Source organism: Streptococcus parasanguinis (assembly GCF_016648925.1).
In the GTDB taxonomy this organism is placed as follows: Bacteria; Bacillota; Bacilli; order Lactobacillales; family Streptococcaceae; genus Streptococcus.
In genome coordinates this window covers 1-22,940 of sequence record NZ_JACLQX010000030.1, presented here as the reverse complement: position 1 = coordinate 22,940, position 22,940 = coordinate 1, and the positions used below count along the sequence as shown (strand labels likewise).

The following is a 22,940-nucleotide window of genomic DNA, read 5'->3' as shown; positions in this document are numbered from 1 at the left end:
AGCCCTACTCAACTGTGCGGAGGTGGGACGACGAAATCGAATTCTAACGAATTACCGATTTCTGTCCCACTCTCTTTCTTCCTTATAGGATATTTTCATATTCATCGCGGACAGATTGAGGCCAGACACTGGTTTGGACTTCACCGATATGTTTCTTACGAAGTAAGAACATAGCCAAACGAGATTGTCCGATCCCTCCACCAATCGTGAGTGGGAAGAGACCGTTTAACAAGGCCTTGTGCCACTCTAATTGAAGACGATCCTCGTCCCCTGTAATCGCAACTTGACGGCGAAGCGTATCTTCATCGACACGGATCCCCATTGAAGACAACTCAAAGGCTGAACCTAGAACGTCATTCCAGACGAGGATATCACCATTCAAGCCCTTGTAGCCATTTTCAGACTCTGTTGTCCAGTCATCGTAGTCAGGCGCACGTCCATCGTGTGGTTTGCCATCTGCAAGCTCTCCACCAATACCGATCAAGAAAACGGCTCCGAATTCTTTGGCAATGGCATTTTCACGCTCTTTTGGAGTTAAATCTGGATAGCGTTCCACCAATTCTTCTGTGTGAACGAAGGTAATTTGTTTTGGAAGAACTGACTCAATATCATAGCGCGCTTCTACTGCTAGTTCTGTCAAACGAATGGCCTTGTAGATTTTTTCAACCGTTTCTTTAAGGTAGGCGATGTTGCGTTGACCATTGGGGATGACTTTTTCCCAGTCCCATTGGTCTACATAAACAGAGTGGATAGCGTCTAGCGAATCTTCATCTGGACGAAGAGCCTTCATATGGACAAAGAGACCTTCTCCTTCGCCAAAACCAAAACGTGCCAAGGTATGGCGTTTCCATTTTGCGAGTGAATGCACGACTTCATAAGTCTCATCAGGAATTTGAAGGACCTTGACAGATACCGGATGTTCAATCCCAGAAAGGTTATCCTGCATCCCGTCTCCGACCTTGCTCAAAATTGGTCCTTGGACTTCAATGATGTCCAATTTATCTTTTAAATATTGTGTAAACGTCGTTTTAACAAACGAAATTTCTTTTTGTTGATGGATAAAACTTTTTTTCATATAATTCCTCGTTGTTAGAAGTTGTAAAACTGATTATACTCCTTTTTCATTCAAAATCCAAGCCTTTTCATTCGTTTTCAACTGAATTTTTCTCTTGCAAAAAGGATTCATTTTTGATAAACTATATGTAACCTTTGAAACGTTACATAGGAGAAGCGATATGTTTGATGCAAAAAAACTAAAAGAAAGACGCCTGGAAAAAGGCTTGACCCAAGCAGATGTCTACGAGGATCTCAAGATTTCTCGCAAGACTTACTCCAGTTGGGAGAATGGCTTAGCGGAGCCGCACGAAAAAAATCTCAGGAGGTTGGCCAAGCGCCTCTCCGTTAAAGAGGACTACTTTATTAACAAAGACTCCGCACTCTACACCTACCCTTTATTAACCCCACCTCATCAAAAGAAAGTCGACCAGTTGGCCAGCCAGTTATTTGAACAGCAGCAAAAAGTTGTTTCCTTGACTGCTTATAAGGTTCTTTCGATTGAGTTGGCAGCCGGTTTAGGACACACCTTTTATGACAACGAAACGGACTATGAAACTGTCTATTTTGACCAAGAGATCCAGCACGATTTCGCTTCTTGGGTATCAGGTGATTCGATGGAACCTCTCTATCCCAATGGCTCTGTTGCCCTCATGAAGCAGACTGGCTTTGACTATGATGGGGCTGTCTACGCCCTCATCTGGAATGGAAAAACCTATATCAAGAAAGTCTATCGGGAGGCTGAAGGCTTGCGCTTAGAATCCATCAACCCTGACTACGATGATTTATTTGCTCCCTATGAAGACGAGCCCAAAATCGTCGGCATTGTGGTCGGGCATTTTCTCCCACTCGAGGTTTAAATATGCTATTTGATTATTCACGTGAGCCTCATTCTGATATTGCTTTTGTGGATATGAAAAGTTTTTATGCTAGCTGTGAATGTGTCCGTCTGGGGCTCAACCCCTTGACGACTTCCCTTTGCGTCATGAGTCGAAGCGACAATTCTGCTGGCCTGATTTTGGCGAGCTCTCCCGTTTTCAAACAAGTCTTCGGCAAGAAAAATGTCAGCCGTAGCTACGACCTACCTTTTGACCTCAAAACCAGGAAATTTAATAGCTACGCCGCCAAAAAACAAGGATTACCAACAGATCCAGCCTTTATTGCATTCATTGAATCCTGGGCCAAGAGGACTCTGATTGTGCCTCCACGGATGAATGCTTACATTCAGGTCAACATGGAGATTCAAAAAGTCTTTCAGGAATTTGCGGCACCAGATGATATTTTCCCTTACTCGATTGACGAAGGCTTTATCGATCTGACTTCTTCCTTAAATTATTTTATTCCAGATCCCTCCCTCTCTCGAAAGGAGAAACTGGATCTCCTTTCTGCCAGGATCCAAAAAAGGATCTGGCAGGAAACTGGAATCTACTCTACCATTGGTCTCAGCAATGCCAATCCCCTTCTTGCCAAGCTAGCCTTGGACAATGAAGCCAAGCATTGCCAAAATATGCGCTCCAATTGGTCTTATGAAGATGTAGAAAGTAAGGTCTGGAATCTGCCCCAGCTCACTGATTTTTGGGGCATTGGACGTCGGACTGAAAAGCGATTGCAAAAAATCGGGATCACGTCGATTGCTGAACTGGCCCAGGCTCACCCAGATCTCTTAAAGAAAGAATTCGGAATCATGGGCCTTCAACTGTGGTTTCATTCTCATGGCATTGATGAAAGCAATGTCCACAAGCCTTATCGTCCGAAATCACGAGGCATTGGCAACTCTCAAATCTTGCCCTATGACTACCATCTACAAACCGACATTGAACTTGTATTTCGGGAGATGGCTGAACAGGTGGCTATTCGCTTGCGACGGAAAAAAAAGAAGACCCAGCTGGTCTCCATTCATGCCTCCTACTCCAAAATCGAGGGACTTCCGTCCATTCACTGCCAGCAAAAGATTGAGCCCACCCAATCCACCAAGGTTTTATCCGATACGGTTCTGCGACTCTTTCGCTCCAAGTACGAAGGAGGAGCCATTCGGCAGATCGGTGTTTTTTATGGAGAACTTGTCGAGGAGTCTCTTCAACTCTTTTCTCTCTTTGATGACCCAGTAGCCTTGGAAAAAGAGGAGAAACTCCAGCAGACCATTGACCGCATTCGGGACCAATTTGGCTTTACCTCTCTTCAGAAAGGCTCCTCATTACTAGAAAACTCACGCGCCATTGCACGCAGTAAACTAACAGGCGGACATTCCGCAGGAGGCTTAGATGGATTAACATGATCGACCGTTCTTATCTCCCTTATCAATCCGCCCGCGAATTTCAAGATCGTGGCATGGCCAAATGGGCTGGCTTCTTTTTATCCGAGCACACAACCGCCCTACATACAAAAGAAATTGACCGCAGTCAGCTCACGGTTCTTCCACTTGCTGAACAGATCCAGCTCCTGGAGCAGGCCTTTCAACAACAAACGACGATCTCAATCACAACTCTAGAGGGGAATCAATTTGCAACCTACACAGGTTCGATTCACACCTTATCTGCTTCTGAGGTTCTTCTCAAAAGCGATGGCCACTACCACCGTCTCCTCGTAGACTCTATCATTTTTATTGAATCTGAGGAAACACCCTATGAAACCTATTCAGACTAAACACGAATTACAATTTGATTATTTTTCGGAGAATTACCACCAATTTGAGATGGACTTTTACAAGTGGGCCGCTACTTCTACGCCGCTCGTCTTTTTAGAAGACGATATTCTCCACTCTATGGCAGCAGGCCAGCGAAACTACTTTCGTCTTCACCATACCAAAAGTCGGGATCATCGAGACCATTATTTCTATTTTAAGGTTTCCACACTCTCCCAATCACCCCTGACCCGTATTTACACTTATACAGGCCATCACTTACAAAAGATAGATCCTCATCAGACAGAGAAAAAGGATAGCTTGATCTGAGAAGCTATCCTTTTTCTTAATTTATGGGATTCACTACAGTCCTTACGAGTGATTAGAATCCATCTACGTTTGTGTAGATTTTTTGTACGTCCTCGTCGTCTTCAAGAACGCTGTAAAGTTTTTCAAATGTTTCCAAATCTTCACCTGACAACTCAACTTCTGATTGAGGAATCATTTCCAATTCTGTTACTTGGAATTCTTCGACACCTGATTCACGCAAAGCAACGATTGCTTTGTGAAGATCAGTTGGAGCAGTGTAGACTGTGATCGTTCCTTCTTCTGCTTCGACATCATCTACATCAACATCCGCTTCAAGCAAAAGTTCAAAGATAGCATCGGCATCATCACCAGCAAAGACGATAACACCTTTGTTGTCAAAGAGGTAAGATACAGAACCTGAAGCTCCCATGTTCCCACCGTTTTTACCAAAAGCAGCACGGACATTGGCAGCTGTACGGTTAACGTTTGACGTCAAGGTATCAACGATCAACATCGAACCATTTGGTCCGAACCCTTCGTAACGTCCTTCTGTAAAGGTTTCGTCAGTGTTTCCTTTTGCCTTATCGATCGCTTTATCAATAACGTGTTTTGGCACCTGCGCTTGTTTAGCACGGTCAATAACGAATCTCAAAGCAGTATTTAGTTCTGGATCTGGTTCACCCTTTTTAGCAGCTACATAGATCTCCACACCAAATTTGGCATACACTTTTGAGTTGGCACCATCTTTGGCAGTTTTCTTGGCAACAATATTGGCCCATTTACGTCCCATGAGGATTCTCCTTAAATTTTTTCAAATTATTTTCAATCTTTTATATTATATCACAAATCACAAGACTTGGAAGAGTTTTTTGCGTATCCTTCCAATTGGAGTTGTTCGGCTATTCACCCTTTATTGATCTTCCACTCTCACGGGCACTCGACCCCAGATCTGCTCTGGCAATTGGGGATGGCCTAGTTGATACACCTGATCCGCTTGTTGGGTCAAAGCATCCCAAGGTTCCTTACCAATTCGGGTCACGATTTCTACTGATTTTTTCAAGCCTTTGAGGTGAGCTTGTCCCTTTGCGGAAAATCCTAAGACATGAATGGCATCGGGAAGAGCTTGATCCATCGCCCCTACCAAGATGTAGGTCAAGATACGGCGCACACGTGCTTTGGTATAGCGCTTGGTTGCGACTTTCTCCACCAGGTCTTCTACAGAGCTAGCACTTCGAACCGCATCCTTTATCCGATTGGCCAGTTCTTCATTAACCTGAAATATCTGTGTCAGATCTGGATGGGTTAGGATTTGATAACGGAGCAGTTGATCATAATCCTCCCAAGATACCTGTGGAGCCGACTGAAAGAGTTGGCTATTGGGCATGAATCTAGCGACAAAGTCCTGATCTTCCTTGTGTAGGCGTAAACTAGTCGCAGAAGCATAAGCTACCTCTTTTTCTTCTGAATGGTAGCCTGCACCTTGCCGTTGGATAGCCTTGAGCGCAATCCCCTTCCCAGCACAAGCCTTGGCATAGGCCAAGCCCAGGATATGGTTGGGAGTATCTCCTGTGAACTCCACTCCAGCAAAGGTTTCCCACATTTTTTGGGTCTTTTGTGGATAGGATAAATCGCCTGGAAGACTTCGCAAGAAAGCTTCCATTTCCGCCTCTTTCTCAGAATAAACTGTCACAATCGCTTGGTAATCTAAGACTTCTTCTGTCCCAAAAGTCAATTGGTTGATTCCTAGGCGAGATAAGATTTCTACCGCTCCCTTGGCAAAATGGTCAGCCGACTGAACAGCCACGAGAAAGGGGAGCTCGACCACTAGATCCGCTCCATTATCCAAAGCCATCTGCGCACGAATCCACTTGTCTACAATAGCAGGTTCGCCACGTTGAACAAAATTCCCAGACATAGCGACGATTTTCAGCCCTTCTGCCTGTTCCAGCAGGTACTTGTGTCCATTATGAAAGGGATTAAATTCTGCAATAATACCTGTAACTGTCATACTATCCTACTTCTGCGCTACAAAAAACCAACGTTTGCTGGTCTTTGTTGGCTCTTTGTCTTCAAAGTCTGCGTACAATTTGAAAGATTTAAAGCCAGCCTGCTCCAATAAGATGTCATAGGTTAAAACTTCATAGGTACGCTCTTCATGGACTTCATCGTGCCGACTAAAGGAGCCATCCTCTTCTTGGACAAAGAAGGTCAGCTCATGGACGATCGAGTGAGGTGCCGCATCCTCATAGGTATCCCAGAGCATGGCAAAGTCTTCGGCATTTTCGTGGTAAGAATAGCCTGGAAAAACCTCATCCGTCTGGTAGGTCGAATGGACATCAAAGATAAAGACCCCGTCCTCATTGAGGGCACTGTAGACTTCTTTGAAGACATCCCCTACTTCTACCTCGTCCTGCATATAACAGATAGAATCGGAATAGCAGGTTACAAAGTCATAAGTGCCTGCTTGTGACAGGTCCAGCATATTGCCCTCGATAAAATCAATTTTCTGCTTGGCTGAAGCAGCTCTTTTTTCAGCAATTTTCAGCATGTCCGCACTCAGGTCTAATCCTGTCACATCAAAACCAGCTTGGGAAAAGCGAACAGACTGAATCCCTGTCCCACAAGCCAATTCCAGTAATTTTTTCTTATTTTTTGTCTTTGGGAGATGGCGGAGGGAAAAATCCGTCCATAAGTCATACAGACTATCATCCATGACCGCATCGTAGACCGCCGCAAACGTTTCATAAGTCGCCATATTCATGATACCAAGTCCGCCCGTAATCCGATAGAAAATTAGGAGCACGACGATGGAGCTAAGCTCCAAGGAGAGCTATCTATTTTCCGAGGATTACAGGACGGGTTCAAACCCTTTCTAAGATACAAAGAGCCTTAAAAGCAAAGAGAAAATAGGAAACTTTCTGCCGTATCGTCAGATACAAAGGAAGTTACTCTTTTTCTCACAGCTTTTAGCTCGTGTTCGGTTAACAAATTAACTAAACACGAGGCCCCATCCTTTCTTTCCATAGAATTTCAATTTAACCAACAAAACTCAGTTGCTACCAACTGAGTTTACCTGCTTATGCTAGGGCTGCTGAAAGATCGACAGCACTTGCTTCGTGCCATAGCTTTTCTAGGTTATAGTGGGCACGCATTTCTTCTGAGAAGACATGGACTACCACACCACCTAAGTCAAGAAGGACCCAACCTCCAGCTGAATCACCTTCGACGTGGCTGGCATTCCCACCAGCTTCAATGACCTTCTCGCGAATATTTTCAGCAATAGCCTCCAATTGGCGGCTGTTCATAGAACTTGCGATGACAAAGTAGTCTGTCACGCTGGTCAAGCTTTGAACATCCAAAGCCACAATGTCTTCTGCACGCTTTTCATCGGCTGCTTTGACAACTAGTTCAAGTAGTTCTTTTTCTTTCATGTAATCCTCTTTCCTTAAAAAATTGATTTGTAATCTAAGACATCCGCAAAACGTTCTGCCCAAATATTTTCATAAAATTCATTAAGCGTTTCTGCCGGAATATCCTCTCCATCAAAGGTTGTGACAACTCCTTCTGGAATGACCAGCTTGTAGCCGTATTCAAACCCTACTTTGACGGATGTATCGACACAATATTCTGTCTGCATACCACACAGGACCAGTTGTTCAATCCCTTGTTGATCCAAGTATTCTTTTAATCCTGTCTCTTTAAATATGCTATTGTAACGCTTCTGAAACACCTTCTCATCTGCCTGCCTCTTCAACAGGGGCGATAATTGCCAATCTTCCGAAGTTAAAGCCTCTGGCGTTTCAATATGCTGCATGTAGATAATTTCAACCTGATGTTTTCTAGCCTGTTCTTGTAAATAAGCAATCTTCTCTAAGAGCTTTTCTGTCTCAAAACCTGTTTCCACTAAGATATTTTGTACGTCAATAATGATAAAAGCTGTCTTCACTCACTGCTCCTCTTTCAAATACTTCACAAAGGCATTATAGGTTTCAAGGGTTTGGGGATAAATGGGCAATTCTTGGTGGGCCAGGTGTTCGACTGTGCGAGCCGTCTCATAAGCCACGGCACGATCCAAGGAAACTTGGGCGATATCACGTGCTTGATCTACTCCCGGAAAGGCCCGGTTGTGCTCAATATAATCGGCCACATAGACAATCTTGTCTAAGGTTGACATCTGTCCACTCCCCACGGTGTGAATCTCAATACTGCGAAGAATGGCTGGATCTGTCAGTCCGAGGTCTTCTTTGATCTTATAAATCCCGACCATCCCATGCCAGACATTGTTGCCCCAGTTTTTTAACGCTGGATCTAGCTCATAGCGATCAATCAAGTCCAGAAATTCCTGATCTGATAATTTCTTGGCGTAGTCATGTAAGAGACCTGCTAGGCCAGCCTGCTCTTCGTCAGCCCCATAGCGTTTGGCCAAGTCACGCGCAGCCTTCTCAACCCCTAAACAGTGGGTTAGTCGCTTTTCTGGCAGGATTTGACGCATTTTTTCAAGCAAGACCTCACGAGAAAAGCCTAGATAGTTTTCATAGGTCATTGATACAATCCTTCTTTCTTGATATAGTCCAAGACTGGTTTTGGCAACATAAAATTCGGCGTCCGACCCTTGGCTACAAAATCACGTACCATACTAGAGGAGATGTCCATTAGAGGAACATCCACCCAGATCACCGGATAAGAAGTCCCTGCCTTATAGCGTGGTCGCTGTACTCCGACAAATTGCACAATCTCCACCAATTCATCAATGCGGTGCCATTTTGGTAAATAATCCACCATATCTGCACCAATGATGAAGTAATAATCTGTGTCTGGATCCCGTTCATTAAGCAAGAGCATGGTGTCGTAGGTATAGGAAATCCCTTTCCGCTCGAGTTCAATCGTCTCGATCTCCAGACCTTCAATGCCTTCAATGGCTAATTCCAGCATCTTAAGGCGATGGTGCTCTGCAATCGTCCCCTTGGCATCGACATGCGGTGGCTCATATTCAGGCATCAAGAGCACCTTATCTAACCCTAATTGTTGGCGCACTTGATCCGCAACGACCAAATGGGCATTGTGGACCGGATTGAAATTTCCACCCAAAATACCAACTTGTTTGCGTTTCTTGTCTTTGATCTCTGGCTCTAACTCTACCTTGGTAAAGGGAGTCAATAGTTCAATTGCCATAGGTTTGCTCTCCTCGATGTCTTAAATTTCTTTTACCTTCGCCGAAATTTTACGATTTTCTTTTTTGCTCGATTGTTTGAACAAGATGAGAATCCGACCAATCTTTTGGACCGTTTCCACACCGATTTCTTCTTCCAAGATTTCTGCTACTTCATGGATATTCTCATCCGTATTTTGAAGAAGGGTCACCTTGATGAGTTCACGCGCATCTAGCGCTTGGCGCACACTGGTTTTGATTTGGTCATTGAGCCCATTCTTCCCGATTTGGATAATGGGCTTGAGGCTGTGGGCTTGGCTGTTGAGGAAAGCCCGTTGTTTGGATGTTAATGTCATATTTTTTTCATTGTTTCTTTTTTGATACTTTTCTGATGTGGTGGCGGTCGTCAGCGACCTCCTAACGGAGTTCCATGACTTAAATTTGAGCCTAAAGTCTCAAATTTTCCGCGCCTAAGTAGTAAAATATCTACTTAGGCTTTCACCACAGCGAAAAGTATCCTTTCTAGGCTCGTTGCACTCGCCCAGTCTACAAAGAAACTATTTCCTTTCAAATTTTTAAATAATAGCTTTACGGGTAACGACGGCGACGCCTTCTGGTGCCCAGACGGCTACTTTGGCTTCTCCATTGACGCGGATCCATCCCAGGCCTGAGATGACCAGGTCTGTCTTGTCCTTGATGGTAAACTCATGGGAAATCAAGGGTGGGAATTCTTCTTTTTCCTTGCTATTAGGTGGAGTTAGTAAGCCACCAACATGCTTATCATAAAAGGCCGTCGCCCCTTCTAGCTTGGTTCTGTGAAGCTTGAGTTCGTTATCAAAGAAGGCAGTGAAACCTTGCTTTTCTCCCTTAATAAAGTCAAAGCGTCCCAAGCCACCCAAAAAGAGGGTTTGCTCTGGATTGAGCTGATAAGTCTTGGGTTTGATTTCCTTTTTAGGGCTGACATACTTGAGATTTTTTGCTGTCAAGTAATGAGCCATCTGGTGGCGATGGATAATCCCTGGTGTATCGTAGATGTAGGATCCATCGTCCAGTGGGATTTCGATCTTGTCTAGTGTCGTTCCCGGGAAGCGAGAGGTCGTGATGATATCCTTATCTCCAGTGATTTCTTGGATGATTGCATTGATGAGGGTCGATTTCCCAACGTTGGTCACACCCACCACATAGACATCACGTCCCTTTCGGTATTGTTCAATCTTTTCCATTAAGTCCTTGATAGCACTCTTGTTTTGGGCAGAGGTGAGGACCACATCGACAGGACGCATTCCTTCTTCGTGGGCCCGCTCCATCAACCAATGGGTCACCTTGCTGTCCTTGACAGACTTAGGCAAGATATCCTTTTTATTTCCGACCAAGAGGACATCATTTCCTGCTACAAAGCGTGGTAATCCAGGGATAACGGATCCATTAAAATCAAAAATATCCACTACATTGACCACAAGAGCATCACTATCTCCTACCTCGTGAAGAAGTTTTAGGAAATCATCATCTGTCAGATGCACATCTGTGATTTCATTGTAGTGACGCAGACGGAAACAGCGTTGGCAATAAACCTCGCCTGTTTCCAAGCCCTTTTCAAGAGCTGATTGGGGAGTATAACCTAGTCCCTCTTTGTTTTCTGTCTGAATGGGGGCTCCACAGCCAATACAGAATAATTCTTCCATTCTTAAATTCCTTTTTTGTATACAATCGGACCATATTTTTCGGCCATTTGCTTCATGACACGGCGTTCACGCGCCCGGTTGATCTGGGTCTTGATCGAGTCATGCTCAACCAAAGGCTTGACCAAAATCGAACGAATGCCCGCCCGATGGGCAGCCCGGATATCCGTCATCAGTTGATCCCCGACCATGACCACTTCATTTTTCTCATAGTGGAAACGTTTGAGGGCACGATCAATCCCAAAAGTAAAGGGCTTAAGCGACCAAGCTTCATAGTCAATATCAAATTTCTCAACAGCGCGCTTAACCCGTTTGGGACTATTATTAGACACCACGATAACCCGAATCCCTCCATCACGAAGGTCATGCAACCACTGGCGCATCTCAGGAGTCCCATCCGGATTATTCCAAGCAATCAGGGTGTTATCCAAATCCACAAGGACCGCCTTGATACCCTGTTTTTTCAAGTCTGCAACGGTGAGATCATAGGCTGCTTCCACCGCAAAATCTGGTTTGTAATTTTCGATTGACACGTTTTTCTCCAAACATTCGTATTCTCCCCATTATAGCATAAAATAGGCTTTTTAGCACGGATGACTTGATCTCAGAGGAGAGGGCTACTTATAAACAAATGTAGAATGTCTCCGTTACTTTTTCTAGACAAAAAAACTTTCCAAAATGGAAAGTTCTGATGTTAGAGTGGAGAGCCGTTTTATTCACAATTTGGACTTTTTTCCATTCTTTTCTTCCTGCGAATTCTTATAATATATGAATTGAAGGTCGCTAACAATACTAGTAGCACCTACTTTTTCTTCTCTTTCGATATGAAGCACTTTAGAAAATTTCTGAAAATCACTTTCTTCAACACTTGGTGCAATACGAATATCTACAGATTGCCAACTATCATCTTTCACTTCATATCCAACCAAAACAATCACAAAGTCATTTCCAACCTGCTGTCGACCTGATAGCAACATGGATGCTTTTCCAAACAACGCATCATAATATGTTGGATTAGATACCGCAAATAGGATAATATCTTGTCTTTTTAATTTTCCATCAACACTGGCTATGGGAATTTTATCAATATTCTCAATCATAGGTAAAACGGTGTCACGTTTTAACCCTTCAAAACTCCATTCATTGTTATAATCTGATTTCGGATTCATGATTTTATCATAACTGTATAGATACTCCGCACCCATACTAAGAAAGAATAAGACAAAAGGAATACAAGTAACAATCAGGACACGTTTTTTATTCCCAGCTAATAGATCAAACATAACATAACTGAAATAAATTAATAGTCCCCAGAAAATTGTATTTTGATTGACGAAAGTATCTCGTACATTCGTAAAAGCTATTTCCCATAATTTCTGATGGTATAAATTTATATATTCTTCCACTACATCCTCCTCTAATATCTATGATGCTAATTCGAGCCTCAATTACATCATTATACCATCTTTTAAGGCTTTCATCACCTCCATCACCAGAGCTTACAAATAGACAAAAAAATGGTATAGTAGAAGAAAAAACTACGCGGAAGAGTTATGATAACAAAAGAAAAAAAATTGAGGGAGGTATCCCCTCTTCTCCAGCGCATCATTAATTGGTCGTCCATCATTGGGGCTCTTGGGACCTTGGCCTTTTGTATCTGGGCCTACTTTTCTGGCATCCTTCAATCCAAAGAAACCTTGTCAGCTTTTATTCTCCAAGCAGGCATCTTTGGACCACCTCTCTTTATCTTTCTTCAGATCCTTCAAACAGTGGTCCCTATTATTCCTGGCGCCCTGACATCTGTCGCTGGTGTCTTTATCTATGGCCACATCATTGGGACCATTTACAACTACATCGGGATCGTGATTGGCTGTGCCATTATCTTCCACCTAGCCAGAATGTACGGGCCTAAGTTCGTCCAATCCATGGTCAGTCAGAAGACCTACGACAAGTACATTGGCTGGCTCAATGAAGGCAAGCGGTTCGATCGCTTCTTTATCTTCATGATGATCTGGCCGGTCAGTCCCGCCGACTTCATCTGTATGCTGGCAGGTCTGACCAATATGACCTTCAAACGCTACATGACCATCATCATCCTCTGCAAACCCATCACCCTCGTCATCTACACTTACGGTCTCACCTATATCATCGATTATTTCTGGAAAATGGTCTAAAAATAGGTTGCTTAAACTTTTTCTCTTACAGAATCATACAAAAAACACGGCATACCGCCGTGTTTCTGTGTTTATTTCACCAACTTCTTCATCTCCTCAATACGTGCAACAGTCGCATCGTACTTCGCTTGGTAGTCGGCTTGTTTGTCGCGTTCTTTTTGGACGACTTCTGGTTTGGCATTGGCTACGAAGCGTTCGTTAGAGAGCTTCTTACCAACCATGTCGAGTTCTTTTTGCCATTTGGCTAATTCTTTTTCAAGACGAGCCAATTCTTCTTCGACATTGAGAAGGTCAGCGAGTGGCAAGTAGATTTCTGCGCCTGTGATAATGCTTGACATAACCAAGTCAGGTACTTTGACATCTGCTGCAATTTCCAAGTGTTCTGGGTTTGTGAAGCGTTTGATGTAGTTGACGTTATCATTGAAGAAGGCATCAAGCTTGCTGTCGCTTGTCTTAATCAAGATAGTGATTGGCTTGCTTGGCGCTACGTTCACTTCTGCACGTGAGTTACGAACAGAGCGAATCACATCTTTAAGAGCTTCAACGCCGGCTGCTGCTTCTTCGTTTTCAAACTCTGGACGAACCACTGGGTATTCCGCAGTCACGATCGTTCCTTCAGAGATTTGGCCATAAATTTCTTCAGTCACAAATGGCATGATTGGGTGAAGGAGACGCAAGATTTGATCCAAGGTGTATAGAAGGACAGAACGAGTGATGACTTTTTCGGCCTCATTGTCGCTATAAAGCACTTCCTTAGTCAACTCAACATACCAGTCCGCAAACTCGTCCCAGATGAAGTTGTAGAGGATGTGACCAGCCACACCAAACTCAAACTTATCAAAGTTTTCAGCGACCTTACCGATCGTTTCGTTGAGGTTGTGGAGAATCCAACGGTCTGTGACGTTTCCTGCTTGACCAGCAGCCACTTTAGCCACATTTTCACGTGCCGCATCCAAGGTCAATCCTTCATTGTTCATGAGGATGTAACGTGAGATGTTCCAAATCTTGTTAATGAAGTTCCAAGACGCATCCATTTTCTCGTAAGAGAAGCGCACGTCTTGACCCGGTGCAGAACCGTTTGAAAGGAACCAACGAAGGGCGTCAGCACCATATTTCTCGATAACATCCATTGGGTCAATCCCGTTACCGAGTGACTTAGACATCTTACGTCCTTGCTCGTCACGGATAAGACCGTGGATAAGGACATTCTTAAATGGTTGGCGTCCAGTGAATTCCAATGATTGGAAGATCATACGAGACACCCAGAAGAAGATGATGTCGTAACCTGTTACCAAGGTTGAAGTTGGGAAGTAACGTTTGAAGTCTTCTGACTCGACATCAGGCCAGCCCATAGTTGAGAATGGCCAAAGAGCTGAACTAAACCAAGTATCCAAGACATCTTCGTCTTGCTTCCATCCGTCACCTTCTGGCGCTTCTTCGCCAACGTACATTTCACCCTCAGCATTGTACCATGCAGGGATTTGATGACCCCACCAGAGCTGACGAGAGATTACCCAGTCGTGGACATTTTCCATCCATTGAAGGAAGGTATCGTTGAAACGAGGTGGGTAGAATTCTACCTTATCATCTGTGTCTTGGTTGGCAATGGCATTCTTAGCCAATTGATCCATCTTGACGAACCATTGCGTAGACAAGCGTGGCTCAACCATAACCCCTGTACGCTCTGAGTGACCAACTGAATGGGTCATCTTCTCAATCTTAACAAGGGCACCGATTTCTTCCAATTTCTTAACAACAGCCTTACGTGCTTCAAAGCGGTCCATACCGTTGAATTCGCCAGCCAATTCATTCATGGTACCATCATCGTTCATAACGTTGACTTGTGGCAAGTTATGACGTTGACCAACCAAGAAGTCATTAGGGTCGTGGGCAGGTGTGATCTTCACCACACCGGTACCGAATTCAGGGTCTGCGTGTTCGTCACCAACGATTGGGATTGGCTTGTTCAAGATTGGCAAGATAACATTTTTACCAATCAAGTCTTTATAACGGTCATCATTTGGGTTAACCGCTACGGCAGTATCCCCAAACATAGTCTCAGGACGAGTTGTTGCTACTTCAAGGGCACGTGAACCGTCTTCCAACATGTAGTTCATGTGGTAGAAGGCACCTTCGACATCCTTGTGAATAACCTCGATATCAGAAAGGGCTGTACGGGCTTTTGGATCCCAGTTGATGATAAATTCACCACGGTAGATCCAGCCCTTCTTGTAAAGCTCTACAAAGACCTTACGAACGGCTTTTGACAACCCTTCATCAAGGGTAAAACGCTCACGAGAGTAGTCTACAGAAAGCCCCATCTTGCCCCATTGTTGCTTGATAGTAGTGGCATACTCGTCTTTCCATTCCCAAACTTTATCAAGGAATTTTTCACGACCAAGGTCATAACGAGAGATGCCGTCCTCAGCCAAACGCGCTTCTACTTTAGCTTGAGTAGCAATACCTGCGTGGTCCATACCTGGAAGCCAAAGCGTATCGAAACCTTGCATCCGTTTTTGACGGATGATGATATCTTGCAAAGTTGTATCCCAAGCGTGACCAAGGTGAAGTTTACCAGTTACGTTTGGTGGTGGAATAACGATTGAATAAGGCTTAGCCTTTTTATCGCCAGAAGGCTTGAAAACATCTTCGTCAAGCCATTTTTGGTAACGACCAGCCTCAACCTCGGCTGGATTGTATTTAGGTGAAAGTTCTTTAGACATGTGTGCGTCCTTTCTAGTTATTTCTTTTTAATGTTTATTTTGAGTTTCCCACTCACTCTTCAGCAAGCCGTATCTCAAATCATCACAGCGATTGCCTTGGGCATCTTTACGGTCTCTTATGCGTGCTTCAAGGGTGAAACCAAGCTTCTCAGCAACTCGTTGACTTTGGACATTGTAGCTAAAGCAAGACAATTCTACCTTATGAAGCCCTAGTTCTTTAAAAGCCAGGTCAATCAAGGTACGCGCTGCTTCGGGTACATAACCCCGGCCCCAATAGTCTGGGTGCAAGGTATAGCCAATCTCCAGCACATCGTCTTCGTGGCGATGGTTGAAGTCAACAGAGCCAATGATTCTATCGGTTCCTTTGACCACAATGCCGTAACCAGCTGGAAGATTTTCTTTTTGATTGCGATCGGGAATGATATGCTCTAGATAATAGATCTCGTCTTCCAAGGTCTTGACGGGTGGAAAGCCTGCTGGGTAAGAGACTTCTGGAAGACTGGCGTAGGCATGGATGTCCTCAGCATCCGCCACTGTTCGGACTCGTAAGACCAGACGCTCCGTTTCGATTCGTTCTGGCAGCTCAGCTCTTGTCATTCTTCTTCCTCGCATTCTTCATAAAGCTTCCCATGGGGTCGACTCGGTCGTCCAGATAACGATAAACGCGCTGATGGCCGTCCCCCATAAAGTAAGTCGGTGCAAAACGGTCATTTTTAAAATGCCCCTTATCATCTAAGAGCTCTGGATCAGCCAGTCGCTCAAGAATCTTTGCAAAGATATGGCAAATGCCATCTTCCTCGATAATCCGATCTACCTGGCAATCCAATACGACTGGACAGGCCTCCAAAATCGGAGCCTGGGTCCGTTCAGAAATCTCATAGTCTAGCCCTAGGTGTTCCAACTTCTCCCGATGGCTGATAAACCCAGCCTGCTCCATCTCAAGCATAAAGTTTTCATCAGGGATGTTCACAGTGAACTGTTGATAATGCTTAATCTGGTCAGCCGCATTTTCCTCACTACCAACCCCGATGACCAGCCAATCTCCCAGGCTATAAGAGGAACTGCAGGTCGTGATATTGTGCCCAAAGTTCTTGTCCTGATACCCCAAGATGAAAATCGGAAAGCCATAGTAGAGTTTACTAGTGTTAAAAGATTGTTTCATGACAAGCTCCTTCAGCTAGGGTTGCAAAAAGAAAAATCGCCCCTGTCATCAATCTGACAGGGACGAATGTGTTAATCCGCGGTACCACCCAATTTCGGGCAATGCCCGCAACTTTGTTTATTTCATTTTCATCCATTAGCAACCAGTTTTGTCACATTTGTGGACTTCTCAGCACCGCCACTTTCTGTAAAATGTGGGATTCAAAACACCTCTAATAGGTTCATTTTAGCAAGTTTTCTTGGAAATAGCAAGAAATCACAAAAGCGATTATTTAAATTTAACGCCTAGTTCTTTCAATTTCTTGATTGTAGCTGGGCCGATTCCTTTAAGGGCCAACAACTCTTTTTCTGTCCAGTTTGCGAAGTCCGCAACAGAGCGAATACCTTCATCATAGAATGTTTGCGCACGATCAAGTGCCACACCTTCCAAACTTGCAGCAAATTCTTCCACTGAAGAAGCTGCTTGTTTCACTTCTTTCGCCACTGCTTTTGTAGCTTTCTCAACCTTTTTAGGTGCTTCTTTCACAGCTGCAGTTACAGTTGCGACAGCTTTTTTCAAAAGATGTCTATTTTGATGCTTGTATTGTTTCGCACGGTTTACGTTCTTCTTTGCCATTTTTCCTCCTAAATTCAGTGATCAATTCCTAAGGCAACAAGGTTTCATCACCATAATTCCATTCAAAAATCCGTTGATGTCATTTCAACTTTTTTATTGTATCACAATCCCCTAAAAAATCAAGTCATTGCTCAATTTTCAGGTAAATCTAGCTAGTAAAACGCCTTCAATAAGGCCATTTAATATTTTCTTTCACCAAAGAGCCCATCAGGTAAATCATGAAATCCTTTTCCAGCATGGAAATTTTCAAACTTCCCTTGCAAGAACTGATAAGCGTCCAAACGGCTTTCATAGCGAATCATAGCGATTTTCGCTCGTTCATCCTGGTCTTCATCAAAAACCTTCTTACTTTCTTCGAGAGCCATTTCATTGATCATGACTTGGGTCTTGATCCACTCCTCAAACTCCTTCATAAACTCTGTTTCGTAACTCATCTTTACTCCATTCCTCTATAAAAATCCGTATCGATCTCCCGATAAGGTTGAATGTCCTGAACATACTCCAAGACTCCTTGAAACTCTCCAGCTTCATCACGCACGGCTGCATAGGTGACATGGACAAATTTCCCACGCGGTTCTGATTTGAACCACATTTCATACTTGTCTTTTTTCCCTTCACGAAGCCCCTGCATAATCGCTTTGACCTTCTCCAAGTATTTCGGAGGGTGACACAGCTCAACATTGCGTCCTACCTGCGAAGGCGTCCTCTTAAAAATCATTTCCTCAAAAGGCGCAGCATCATTGTAATATTGGAAAATATCATCCTTATTGACAAAGGTGATCTCCATTGGTAACTGGTTCAAGATTAAATTCGCTTGCTCCACAGAGAGAAAGCCATGGCCAAAAGCTTGTGGTTGCTTGCGATCGAAGCTCTCTTCTTTTTTCTTAGGCGTGAAGGTAATGGTCAATTGCCCCTCAGGAGTTTCAATGACCTGACGGTGCTCATCTCCTTTTGAAGAAGGAAGTGGTTCAGTTGAACCTTCTGACTCTTTCGACGCTTCCTCCTTAAAGTCCACACGTTTCGGCACCCATTTCTCACTTGGGAGAATAATGGCATAACCATAAGCATCACTTTCTTCTGCAATGGAGAGCCAGTCATCCTGGGTAAAGGACTCCAGCAAAATCATCAAGAGGATCGACTCCTCCTTGAAGATCATGCCCTCAAACTCTTGTGCAAAGGCTTCAAAGAGCTCCTTGACTTCAGAAATACTAGATTCCGGTAATTTCTTGGCCGCATCCAAAGCTTTCGCAAAGAGTTCTCGAATCTGGTCATCTACTCCCCACATCACTTTTGGTGGGGAATCATGCCCATATTTTTCCATAATCGGAAACATCAACTCTTCCTTGCGACGGTAATGCCGGTCAAATTGACCCACCAAGCCCAGCTGACGTAACAAGCCCTTATGAATCTCCTGAATCATCTCAGGATCCTCAGTCGTCTCATAATTGTCTAGCAAGCGACGGACCCGCATCATAGCGGCTCGAAGGGCTAAGTTCTCCTGTTTAAAGATCTGAACTGGGTGACCTGGATGGTCTGTATCTGCCACTTCGACCCCTTGAACAGCATTCTTAAAGAGATTGGCATGGACATCACAAAGCTCCATAACATCTTCAAAAGTCACACCTGCATCTGAATTCATCAGTTCATGCTCCATAAGAGAGATCTCAATCGCAGAAACCCCTGCAAAGGTCGCATCAAAGCGCTCCTGAACCGACTCAGGAGAAGCTCCATGATGAAGCTCTAATAAGATATCTCTTAAGACGTGAATTCGTTCATCACTCATTAGTCTAGCCCCACTACTTCATAGCCATTAGCCTCTAGTGTTCGCACAATCTTCTCCATAGGAGTACCTTCTAATTTTGATCCTTGTTTCAAAGAAACCTTGCGCCCAACTGTATTGCGCATGATCGGATTGGCTAAGGGTTTAAAGCCCAACTCCACTAACAAATCCAATACTTCCGGATGTTGATCAATAACTTGAGCAACTGGAATCGATACATCAATAACATTGTCCATTTATTTATTTCCTTTACTCATTCCCTTTATTTTCTCTTTGACGAGCCTGCTCTTCGCCCCACCAAAGAGGCATCAGTTCTCCTAAAGTAATGGTCTTGCGGCTCTCATAATCCACCATAAATTCTAGATGACGATTCTCTGCATCTAGCTCAAGGAGAAATTCCCGACAGGCCCCACAAGGCATCCCTGAGCCTTCTCCATAAGGAGGCTTGTCTCGAAAAGCAATAATGCGCTTGACCTTGGTCTGTCCTGATTGTTGATACATGTTGAAGAGAGCTGCTCGTTCGGCACATAAATGAAAGACGCCACAGGTTCCTTCCATACAAAAGCCCGTAAAAATCTGACCATCTGCAGCCTCAACAGCAGCAACCACATGTCGAGCATAGACAAAATCTGAAATCTCTTGAGGCGCATAGAGAGCTTTCGCCTCAAGATAAAGTTTTTCCCAAATATCCATTCTTCTTCTTTCACTTCTTCACTAATTTCACAACTGCTTCTGTCCTTGCAGTATGGGGAAACATATCCACTGATTGAATGTATTCAACCTGATAAACCTTTGTCAAAGCCACTAGATCCCGTGCCAAAGTAGAAACATTACAAGAGACATAGACCATCTTTTCAGGTGCATAGTGCAACAAGGTCTCGATTAATTTTGTCCCCAAGCCCGTACGAGGTGGATCCACGATCACAGCATTAGCCCGATAGCCTTCTTGGTACCAGCGAGGAATGATCTCTTCTGCTGTACCAGCCTCATAGTGGGTATTCTCAAATCCCATCCGTTTAGCATTGTATTTGGCATCTTCAATCGCTTCAGGAATAATATCCATCCCCCGAACACTTTTCACTCTATTAGCAAAAGCAAACCCAATCGTTCCGACCCCACAATAGGCATCAATCAGGTGATCCTCTGGGGAAACATCTAGAGCCTTGACAGCTTCAATATACAATACTTCAGTTTGTTCCGGATTCAACTGGTAAAAGGCTCGAGGAGAAAGGGAGAATTCATAATCCAAAACCCCTTCCAAAATGGCCTCTTCTCCCCAAATAATCTGCGTTTGTTCCCCATAAATTTCACTGGATCGAGACGTATTTTTATTAACAGCAACTGTGACAATCTCAGGGTGTTTCGTGACCAAGTCTTGCACCAAATTATTTAGGTTAATCTGACGACTGGTGACCACAATGATCTGAACCTGACCAGACTTCCGAGCCCGTCGTACCATCATGGTTCTGACACCCAGTTCTTTACGCTCATCAGCAATCGGAATCTGATAATAGGTCAATAAATCCGCAAGATCATTGGCAATAGCTTGAATAACCGGATCTTGAACCAAACAATCCTTTAATTCCACCAAATAATGTGAATTTTGAGCATAGAGGCCCGCCTTCACCTGACCCTTGAATTTCCTTGTTTGAAATTGCAATTTTGCCCGATAGTAAAGCGGCTCCTGCATTCCAATTGTCGGCCGAATATCATACTGTTCAAATCCTTCAGGTGAGAACTTCTTCAAGGCCTGTTGCAATAAATCTGTCTTAAACTCAAGCTGCTTGTCATACTTCAAATGCATGATTTGGCAACCACCACAGGTCTCATAGATATCACACATGGGCGTCACACGAAACTTAGACGCCTTATTCACAGATAGGAGTTTGGCTTCCGCAAAATTTTTCTTGACACTTGTAATTTGGCAGAAGATATCTTCTCCCTTCAAAGCGCCCGGCACAAAGACAAGTGTTTTTTTATAAAAGCCAATCCCTTCTCCGTTAATTCCCATTCGTTTAATTTTCAAAGGAATTTTTTGTTTTACTTTAACGTTCATATCCCTATCTTAACACATTTTTCGGTATAATAAAAACATGAAAATTACAAAACTAGAAAAGAAAAAAAGACTCTACCTCCTGGAATTAGACAATGATCAAAAACTTTATATTACAGATGATACCATCGTCAAATATTTCCTTTCCAAAGATAAAGAAATCAGTGAAGAGGAATTAAAAGAAATACAAGAGTTTGCTCAATACTCATATGGTAAAAACCTGGCCCTTTACCATCTTTCTTTTAAAGCTCGGACAACAAAAGAAGTCCGAGACTACCTGACAAAATATGAAATTGAAAGTGGCATTATTGATAAAGTGGTCCAACACCTAAAAGAAGACAAGTGGTTAGATGATCGTCAATATGCAAGAAACTTGATAGAGGCCAACCTCCTCAGTGGCGATAAGGGCCCTCTCTTATTACAACAAAAAATTCAACAAAAAGGGATCCCAAAGTCTATCCTACAAGAAATACTTGCAGACTATGATTTCTCAGAAGTGATCGACCGTACAGCAATAAAACTCCTAAAAAAATATCAAGGAAAATATCCGTTAAAAGCCATTGAAACGAAAATCATCCAAGCACTCATTTCAAAAGGCTTTGCTTACAACCAAGCAAAGATAGCATTCCAAAATCTCGAGCTCGAAACAGATGAAGAAACAACCAATGAGCTCATTCTAAAAGAGTTAGAAAAACAATACCGTAAATACAGTAAAAAATATGAAGGCTATGAACTCAAACAACGCTTGACTCAGGCACTAGCCAGAAAAGGCTACGATTATAGTGATATAACGTCAGCCATTAGAGAATACTTAGATTCATAAACCAAATTGAAAATTAAATAGAAAAATAAGAAAAAATTTGAAAAAATATGATACAATATAGAGGATATACTTAGATTGTAGAAAGTTGGTAAGTTATGAAACTACCTAAAGAAGGCGACTTTATTACAATTCAAAGTTATAAACATGATGGCAGTTTACACCGTACATGGCGTGACACCATGGTATTAAAGATAACCGAAAATGCAATTATTGGAGTAAATGATCATACACTTGTGACTGAAAGTGATGGTAGACGTTGGATCACACGTGAACCAGCGATCGTTTATTTCCATAAAAAATATTGGTTTAACATCATCGCCATGATCCGTGACAATGGTGTGTCTTACTACTGTAACCTAGCAAGTCCTTTTCACATTGACCAAGAAGCCTTAAAATATATCGACTATGATCTCGATGTCAAGGTCTTTACCAATGGTGAAAAAAAATTGTTAGATGTTGAAGAATACGAGCAACACAAAGAAAAAATGCACTATTCAGATGACATCGACTTTATTTTAAAGGAAAATGTTAAGGTTCTAGTAGATTGGATAAACCAAAACAAAGGTCCTTTTTCTGAGGAATATATCAAAATTTGGTATAACCGTTATGTTGAACTGCGAAATAAATAAAGTTGAAAAGAGCGAAAGCTCTTTTTTCTTGAAAATTAATAAAAAATAACTACAAAAAAAGTCTAATGTCAACCATTAGACTTTTTCGATACACTATCGGGAAGACAGGATTCGAACCTGCGACACCTTGGTCCCAAACCAAGTACTCTACCAAGCTGAGCTACTTCCCGA

The 22,940-nt window shown here is 43.2% G+C and carries 28 protein-coding genes and 1 tRNA gene; 7 read left to right on the top strand and 22 right to left on the bottom strand.

All coding sequences use genetic code 11. From position 1 onward, the window contains the following. Positions 1-82: 82 nt before the first annotated feature. The gene (asnA, locus tag H7T97_RS09345) at positions 83-1,075 is read right to left on the bottom strand and encodes an aspartate--ammonia ligase (RefSeq protein ID WP_003005888.1); all 993 of its coding nucleotides are present in this window, start codon (positions 1,073-1,075) and stop codon (positions 83-85) included. A 160-nt stretch (positions 1,076-1,235) separates the two neighbouring features. Here asnA and H7T97_RS09340 point away from each other — a divergent pair, with 160 nt between their 5' ends. From H7T97_RS09340 to H7T97_RS09325, 4 genes are read left to right on the top strand one after another with little or no spacing between them, the layout of a single operon-like run. Beyond that, positions 1,236-1,913 (top strand): helix-turn-helix domain-containing protein, encoded by a 678-nt coding sequence (locus H7T97_RS09340; protein WP_003011690.1) that lies wholly within the window; start codon positions 1,236-1,238, stop codon positions 1,911-1,913. Between the two features lie 2 nt (positions 1,914-1,915). Further along, entirely contained in the window at positions 1,916-3,328 is a 1,413-nt protein-coding gene (locus H7T97_RS09335) for a Y-family DNA polymerase (protein WP_201090133.1), read from the top strand. After that, the gene (locus tag H7T97_RS09330) at positions 3,325-3,696 is read left to right on the top strand and encodes a hypothetical protein (RefSeq protein ID WP_070586388.1); all 372 of its coding nucleotides are present in this window, start codon (positions 3,325-3,327) and stop codon (positions 3,694-3,696) included. The genes H7T97_RS09335 and H7T97_RS09330 overlap by 4 nt, the downstream gene beginning before the upstream one ends. Next, the gene (locus tag H7T97_RS09325) at positions 3,677-4,003 is read left to right on the top strand and encodes a DUF5960 family protein (RefSeq protein WP_049472977.1); all 327 of its coding nucleotides are present in this window, start codon (positions 3,677-3,679) and stop codon (positions 4,001-4,003) included. Before H7T97_RS09330 ends, H7T97_RS09325 begins: the two co-directional genes overlap by 20 nt. A 52-nt stretch (positions 4,004-4,055) precedes the next feature. On the opposite strand, the gene H7T97_RS09320 is transcribed toward H7T97_RS09325, so the two are convergent. The 11 genes from H7T97_RS09320 to H7T97_RS10370 all read right to left on the bottom strand — a co-directional run bounded on the left by H7T97_RS09320 (position 4,056) and on the right by H7T97_RS10370 (position 12,216). Then, a complete protein-coding gene (locus tag H7T97_RS09320) occupies positions 4,056-4,772 on the bottom strand; it encodes a YebC/PmpR family DNA-binding transcriptional regulator (RefSeq protein WP_003005873.1) in 717 nt (238 codons plus the stop codon). Between the two features lie 120 nt (positions 4,773-4,892). Then, positions 4,893-5,990 carry a nucleotidyltransferase gene (locus H7T97_RS09315; RefSeq protein WP_201090132.1) on the bottom strand — a complete coding sequence of 366 codons (1,098 nt, stop codon included), beginning with the start codon at positions 5,988-5,990 and terminating at the stop codon, positions 4,893-4,895. Between the two features lie 6 nt (positions 5,991-5,996). Next, the gene (locus tag H7T97_RS09310; RefSeq protein WP_311638481.1) at positions 5,997-6,737 is read right to left on the bottom strand and encodes a class I SAM-dependent DNA methyltransferase; all 741 of its coding nucleotides are present in this window, start codon (positions 6,735-6,737) and stop codon (positions 5,997-5,999) included. A 322-nt stretch (positions 6,738-7,059) separates the two neighbouring features. After that, the gene (gene rsfS / locus H7T97_RS09305) at positions 7,060-7,413 is read right to left on the bottom strand and encodes a ribosome silencing factor (RefSeq protein ID WP_049472980.1); all 354 of its coding nucleotides are present in this window, start codon (positions 7,411-7,413) and stop codon (positions 7,060-7,062) included. 14 nt (positions 7,414-7,427) lie between these two features. Then, positions 7,428-7,928 carry a cysteine hydrolase family protein gene (locus H7T97_RS09300; protein WP_049485519.1) on the bottom strand — a complete coding sequence of 167 codons (501 nt, stop codon included), beginning with the start codon at positions 7,926-7,928 and terminating at the stop codon, positions 7,428-7,430. Next, the gene (yqeK, locus tag H7T97_RS09295; RefSeq protein WP_049485518.1) at positions 7,929-8,525 is read right to left on the bottom strand and encodes a bis(5'-nucleosyl)-tetraphosphatase (symmetrical) YqeK; all 597 of its coding nucleotides are present in this window, start codon (positions 8,523-8,525) and stop codon (positions 7,929-7,931) included. Then, positions 8,522-9,154 carry a nicotinate-nucleotide adenylyltransferase gene (locus H7T97_RS09290; RefSeq protein ID WP_003012335.1) on the bottom strand — a complete coding sequence of 211 codons (633 nt, stop codon included), beginning with the start codon at positions 9,152-9,154 and terminating at the stop codon, positions 8,522-8,524. The genes yqeK and H7T97_RS09290 overlap by 4 nt, the downstream gene beginning before the upstream one ends. A gap of 21 nt (positions 9,155-9,175) precedes the next feature. Continuing rightward, positions 9,176-9,487 carry a ribosome assembly RNA-binding protein YhbY gene (gene yhbY / locus H7T97_RS09285; protein ID WP_003005853.1) on the bottom strand — a complete coding sequence of 104 codons (312 nt, stop codon included), beginning with the start codon at positions 9,485-9,487 and terminating at the stop codon, positions 9,176-9,178. A gap of 219 nt (positions 9,488-9,706) precedes the next feature. Next, positions 9,707-10,813: a ribosome biogenesis GTPase YqeH gene (yqeH, locus tag H7T97_RS09280; protein ID WP_031575855.1), complete on the bottom strand. Its 1,107-nt coding sequence runs from the start codon at positions 10,811-10,813 to the stop codon at positions 9,707-9,709. A 2-nt stretch (positions 10,814-10,815) separates the two neighbouring features. Continuing rightward, positions 10,816-11,343: a YqeG family HAD IIIA-type phosphatase gene (locus H7T97_RS09275; protein ID WP_045759146.1), complete on the bottom strand. Its 528-nt coding sequence runs from the start codon at positions 11,341-11,343 to the stop codon at positions 10,816-10,818. A 183-nt stretch (positions 11,344-11,526) separates the two neighbouring features. Beyond that, positions 11,527-12,216: a hypothetical protein gene (locus H7T97_RS10370; protein ID WP_148131334.1), complete on the bottom strand. Its 690-nt coding sequence runs from the start codon at positions 12,214-12,216 to the stop codon at positions 11,527-11,529. A gap of 147 nt (positions 12,217-12,363) precedes the next feature. Between H7T97_RS10370 and H7T97_RS09265 the strand changes: the two genes are divergently transcribed. Next, positions 12,364-12,984, top strand: coding sequence for a TVP38/TMEM64 family protein (locus H7T97_RS09265; RefSeq protein WP_070505292.1), 621 nt, complete (start codon positions 12,364-12,366; stop codon positions 12,982-12,984). Between the two features lie 71 nt (positions 12,985-13,055). Here H7T97_RS09265 and H7T97_RS09260 read toward each other — a convergent pair whose 3' ends face one another. The 9 genes from H7T97_RS09260 to rlmD all read right to left on the bottom strand — a co-directional run bounded on the left by H7T97_RS09260 (position 13,056) and on the right by rlmD (position 21,320). Beyond that, complete coding sequence (locus H7T97_RS09260; RefSeq protein ID WP_201090130.1) at positions 13,056-15,707, bottom strand: valine--tRNA ligase; 2,652 nt, start codon at positions 15,705-15,707, stop codon at positions 13,056-13,058. A 27-nt stretch (positions 15,708-15,734) separates the two neighbouring features. Further along, positions 15,735-16,304 (bottom strand): GNAT family N-acetyltransferase, encoded by a 570-nt coding sequence (locus H7T97_RS09255; RefSeq protein WP_201090129.1) that lies wholly within the window; start codon positions 16,302-16,304, stop codon positions 15,735-15,737. Continuing rightward, positions 16,291-16,869, bottom strand: a complete 579-nt coding sequence (locus H7T97_RS09250; protein WP_201090128.1) for a flavin reductase family protein — start codon at positions 16,867-16,869, stop codon at positions 16,291-16,293. Before H7T97_RS09250 ends, H7T97_RS09255 begins: the two co-directional genes overlap by 14 nt. Positions 16,870-17,136: 267 nt before the next feature. Continuing rightward, positions 17,137-17,484 carry a helix-hairpin-helix domain-containing protein gene (locus tag H7T97_RS09245; protein ID WP_003011968.1) on the bottom strand — a complete coding sequence of 116 codons (348 nt, stop codon included), beginning with the start codon at positions 17,482-17,484 and terminating at the stop codon, positions 17,137-17,139. 179 nt (positions 17,485-17,663) lie between these two features. Continuing rightward, positions 17,664-17,918 carry a DUF1912 family protein gene (locus H7T97_RS09240; protein ID WP_013903179.1) on the bottom strand — a complete coding sequence of 85 codons (255 nt, stop codon included), beginning with the start codon at positions 17,916-17,918 and terminating at the stop codon, positions 17,664-17,666. 2 nt (positions 17,919-17,920) lie between these two features. After that, positions 17,921-19,267, bottom strand: a complete 1,347-nt coding sequence (locus tag H7T97_RS09235; RefSeq protein ID WP_201090127.1) for a DUF438 domain-containing protein — start codon at positions 19,265-19,267, stop codon at positions 17,921-17,923. Next, the gene (locus H7T97_RS09230) at positions 19,267-19,500 is read right to left on the bottom strand and encodes a DUF1858 domain-containing protein (protein WP_003005810.1); all 234 of its coding nucleotides are present in this window, start codon (positions 19,498-19,500) and stop codon (positions 19,267-19,269) included. The genes H7T97_RS09235 and H7T97_RS09230 overlap by 1 nt, the downstream gene beginning before the upstream one ends. Before the next feature lie 13 nt (positions 19,501-19,513). Next, entirely contained in the window at positions 19,514-19,957 is a 444-nt protein-coding gene (locus H7T97_RS09225; protein WP_201090126.1) for a cytidine deaminase family protein, read from the bottom strand. Between the two features lie 10 nt (positions 19,958-19,967). After that, complete coding sequence (gene rlmD, locus H7T97_RS09220) at positions 19,968-21,320, bottom strand: 23S rRNA (uracil(1939)-C(5))-methyltransferase RlmD (protein WP_201090125.1); 1,353 nt, start codon at positions 21,318-21,320, stop codon at positions 19,968-19,970. Between the two features lie 37 nt (positions 21,321-21,357). On the opposite strand from rlmD, the gene recX reads away from it, so the two are divergent. Both recX and ntdP read left to right on the top strand, forming a co-directional pair. After that, positions 21,358-22,140 (top strand): recombination regulator RecX, encoded by a 783-nt coding sequence (recX, locus tag H7T97_RS09215; protein ID WP_134974427.1) that lies wholly within the window; start codon positions 21,358-21,360, stop codon positions 22,138-22,140. A gap of 95 nt (positions 22,141-22,235) precedes the next feature. Further along, on the top strand, positions 22,236-22,769 hold the full coding sequence (gene ntdP / locus H7T97_RS09210) for a nucleoside tri-diphosphate phosphatase (RefSeq protein ID WP_003005798.1): 534 nt from the start codon (positions 22,236-22,238) through the stop codon (positions 22,767-22,769). Between the two features lie 96 nt (positions 22,770-22,865). Here the strand turns inward: ntdP and H7T97_RS09205 are convergent. Next, a tRNA-Pro gene (locus H7T97_RS09205) sits at positions 22,866-22,939 on the bottom strand. Position 22,940 lies beyond the last annotated feature (1 nt).

Coding starts and splice junctions, on each gene's coding strand:
- asnA (WP_003005888.1), bottom strand. CDS start 1,075: ATGAAAAAAAGTTTTATCCATCAACAAAAAGAAATTTCGTTTGTTAAA.
- H7T97_RS09340 (WP_003011690.1), top strand. CDS start 1,236: ATGTTTGATGCAAAAAAACTAAAAGAAAGACGCCTGGAAAAAGGCTTG.
- H7T97_RS09335 (WP_201090133.1), top strand. CDS start 1,916: ATGCTATTTGATTATTCACGTGAGCCTCATTCTGATATTGCTTTTGTG.
- H7T97_RS09330 (WP_070586388.1), top strand. CDS start 3,325: ATGATCGACCGTTCTTATCTCCCTTATCAATCCGCCCGCGAATTTCAA.
- H7T97_RS09325 (WP_049472977.1), top strand. CDS start 3,677: ATGAAACCTATTCAGACTAAACACGAATTACAATTTGATTATTTTTCG.
- H7T97_RS09320 (WP_003005873.1), bottom strand. CDS start 4,772: ATGGGACGTAAATGGGCCAATATTGTTGCCAAGAAAACTGCCAAAGAT.
- H7T97_RS09315 (WP_201090132.1), bottom strand. CDS start 5,990: ATGACAGTTACAGGTATTATTGCAGAATTTAATCCCTTTCATAATGGA.
- H7T97_RS09310 (WP_311638481.1), bottom strand. CDS start 6,737: ATGGCGACTTATGAAACGTTTGCGGCGGTCTACGATGCGGTCATGGAT.
- rsfS (WP_049472980.1), bottom strand. CDS start 7,413: ATGAAAGAAAAAGAACTACTTGAACTAGTTGTCAAAGCAGCCGATGAA.
- yqeK (WP_049485518.1), bottom strand. CDS start 8,525: ATGACCTATGAAAACTATCTAGGCTTTTCTCGTGAGGTCTTGCTTGAA.
- H7T97_RS09290 (WP_003012335.1), bottom strand. CDS start 9,154: ATGGCAATTGAACTATTGACTCCCTTTACCAAGGTAGAGTTAGAGCCA.
- yhbY (WP_003005853.1), bottom strand. CDS start 9,487: ATGACATTAACATCCAAACAACGGGCTTTCCTCAACAGCCAAGCCCAC.
- yqeH (WP_031575855.1), bottom strand. CDS start 10,813: ATGGAAGAATTATTCTGTATTGGCTGTGGAGCCCCCATTCAGACAGAA.
- H7T97_RS09265 (WP_070505292.1), top strand. CDS start 12,364: ATGATAACAAAAGAAAAAAAATTGAGGGAGGTATCCCCTCTTCTCCAG.
- H7T97_RS09260 (WP_201090130.1), bottom strand. CDS start 15,707: ATGTCTAAAGAACTTTCACCTAAATACAATCCAGCCGAGGTTGAGGCT.
- H7T97_RS09255 (WP_201090129.1), bottom strand. CDS start 16,304: ATGACAAGAGCTGAGCTGCCAGAACGAATCGAAACGGAGCGTCTGGTC.
- H7T97_RS09250 (WP_201090128.1), bottom strand. CDS start 16,869: ATGAAACAATCTTTTAACACTAGTAAACTCTACTATGGCTTTCCGATT.
- H7T97_RS09245 (WP_003011968.1), bottom strand. CDS start 17,484: ATGGCAAAGAAGAACGTAAACCGTGCGAAACAATACAAGCATCAAAAT.
- H7T97_RS09240 (WP_013903179.1), bottom strand. CDS start 17,918: ATGAGTTACGAAACAGAGTTTATGAAGGAGTTTGAGGAGTGGATCAAG.
- H7T97_RS09235 (WP_201090127.1), bottom strand. CDS start 19,267: ATGAGTGATGAACGAATTCACGTCTTAAGAGATATCTTATTAGAGCTT.
- H7T97_RS09230 (WP_003005810.1), bottom strand. CDS start 19,500: ATGGACAATGTTATTGATGTATCGATTCCAGTTGCTCAAGTTATTGAT.
- H7T97_RS09225 (WP_201090126.1), bottom strand. CDS start 19,957: ATGGATATTTGGGAAAAACTTTATCTTGAGGCGAAAGCTCTCTATGCG.
- rlmD (WP_201090125.1), bottom strand. CDS start 21,320: ATGAACGTTAAAGTAAAACAAAAAATTCCTTTGAAAATTAAACGAATG.
- recX (WP_134974427.1), top strand. CDS start 21,358: ATGAAAATTACAAAACTAGAAAAGAAAAAAAGACTCTACCTCCTGGAA.
- ntdP (WP_003005798.1), top strand. CDS start 22,236: ATGAAACTACCTAAAGAAGGCGACTTTATTACAATTCAAAGTTATAAA.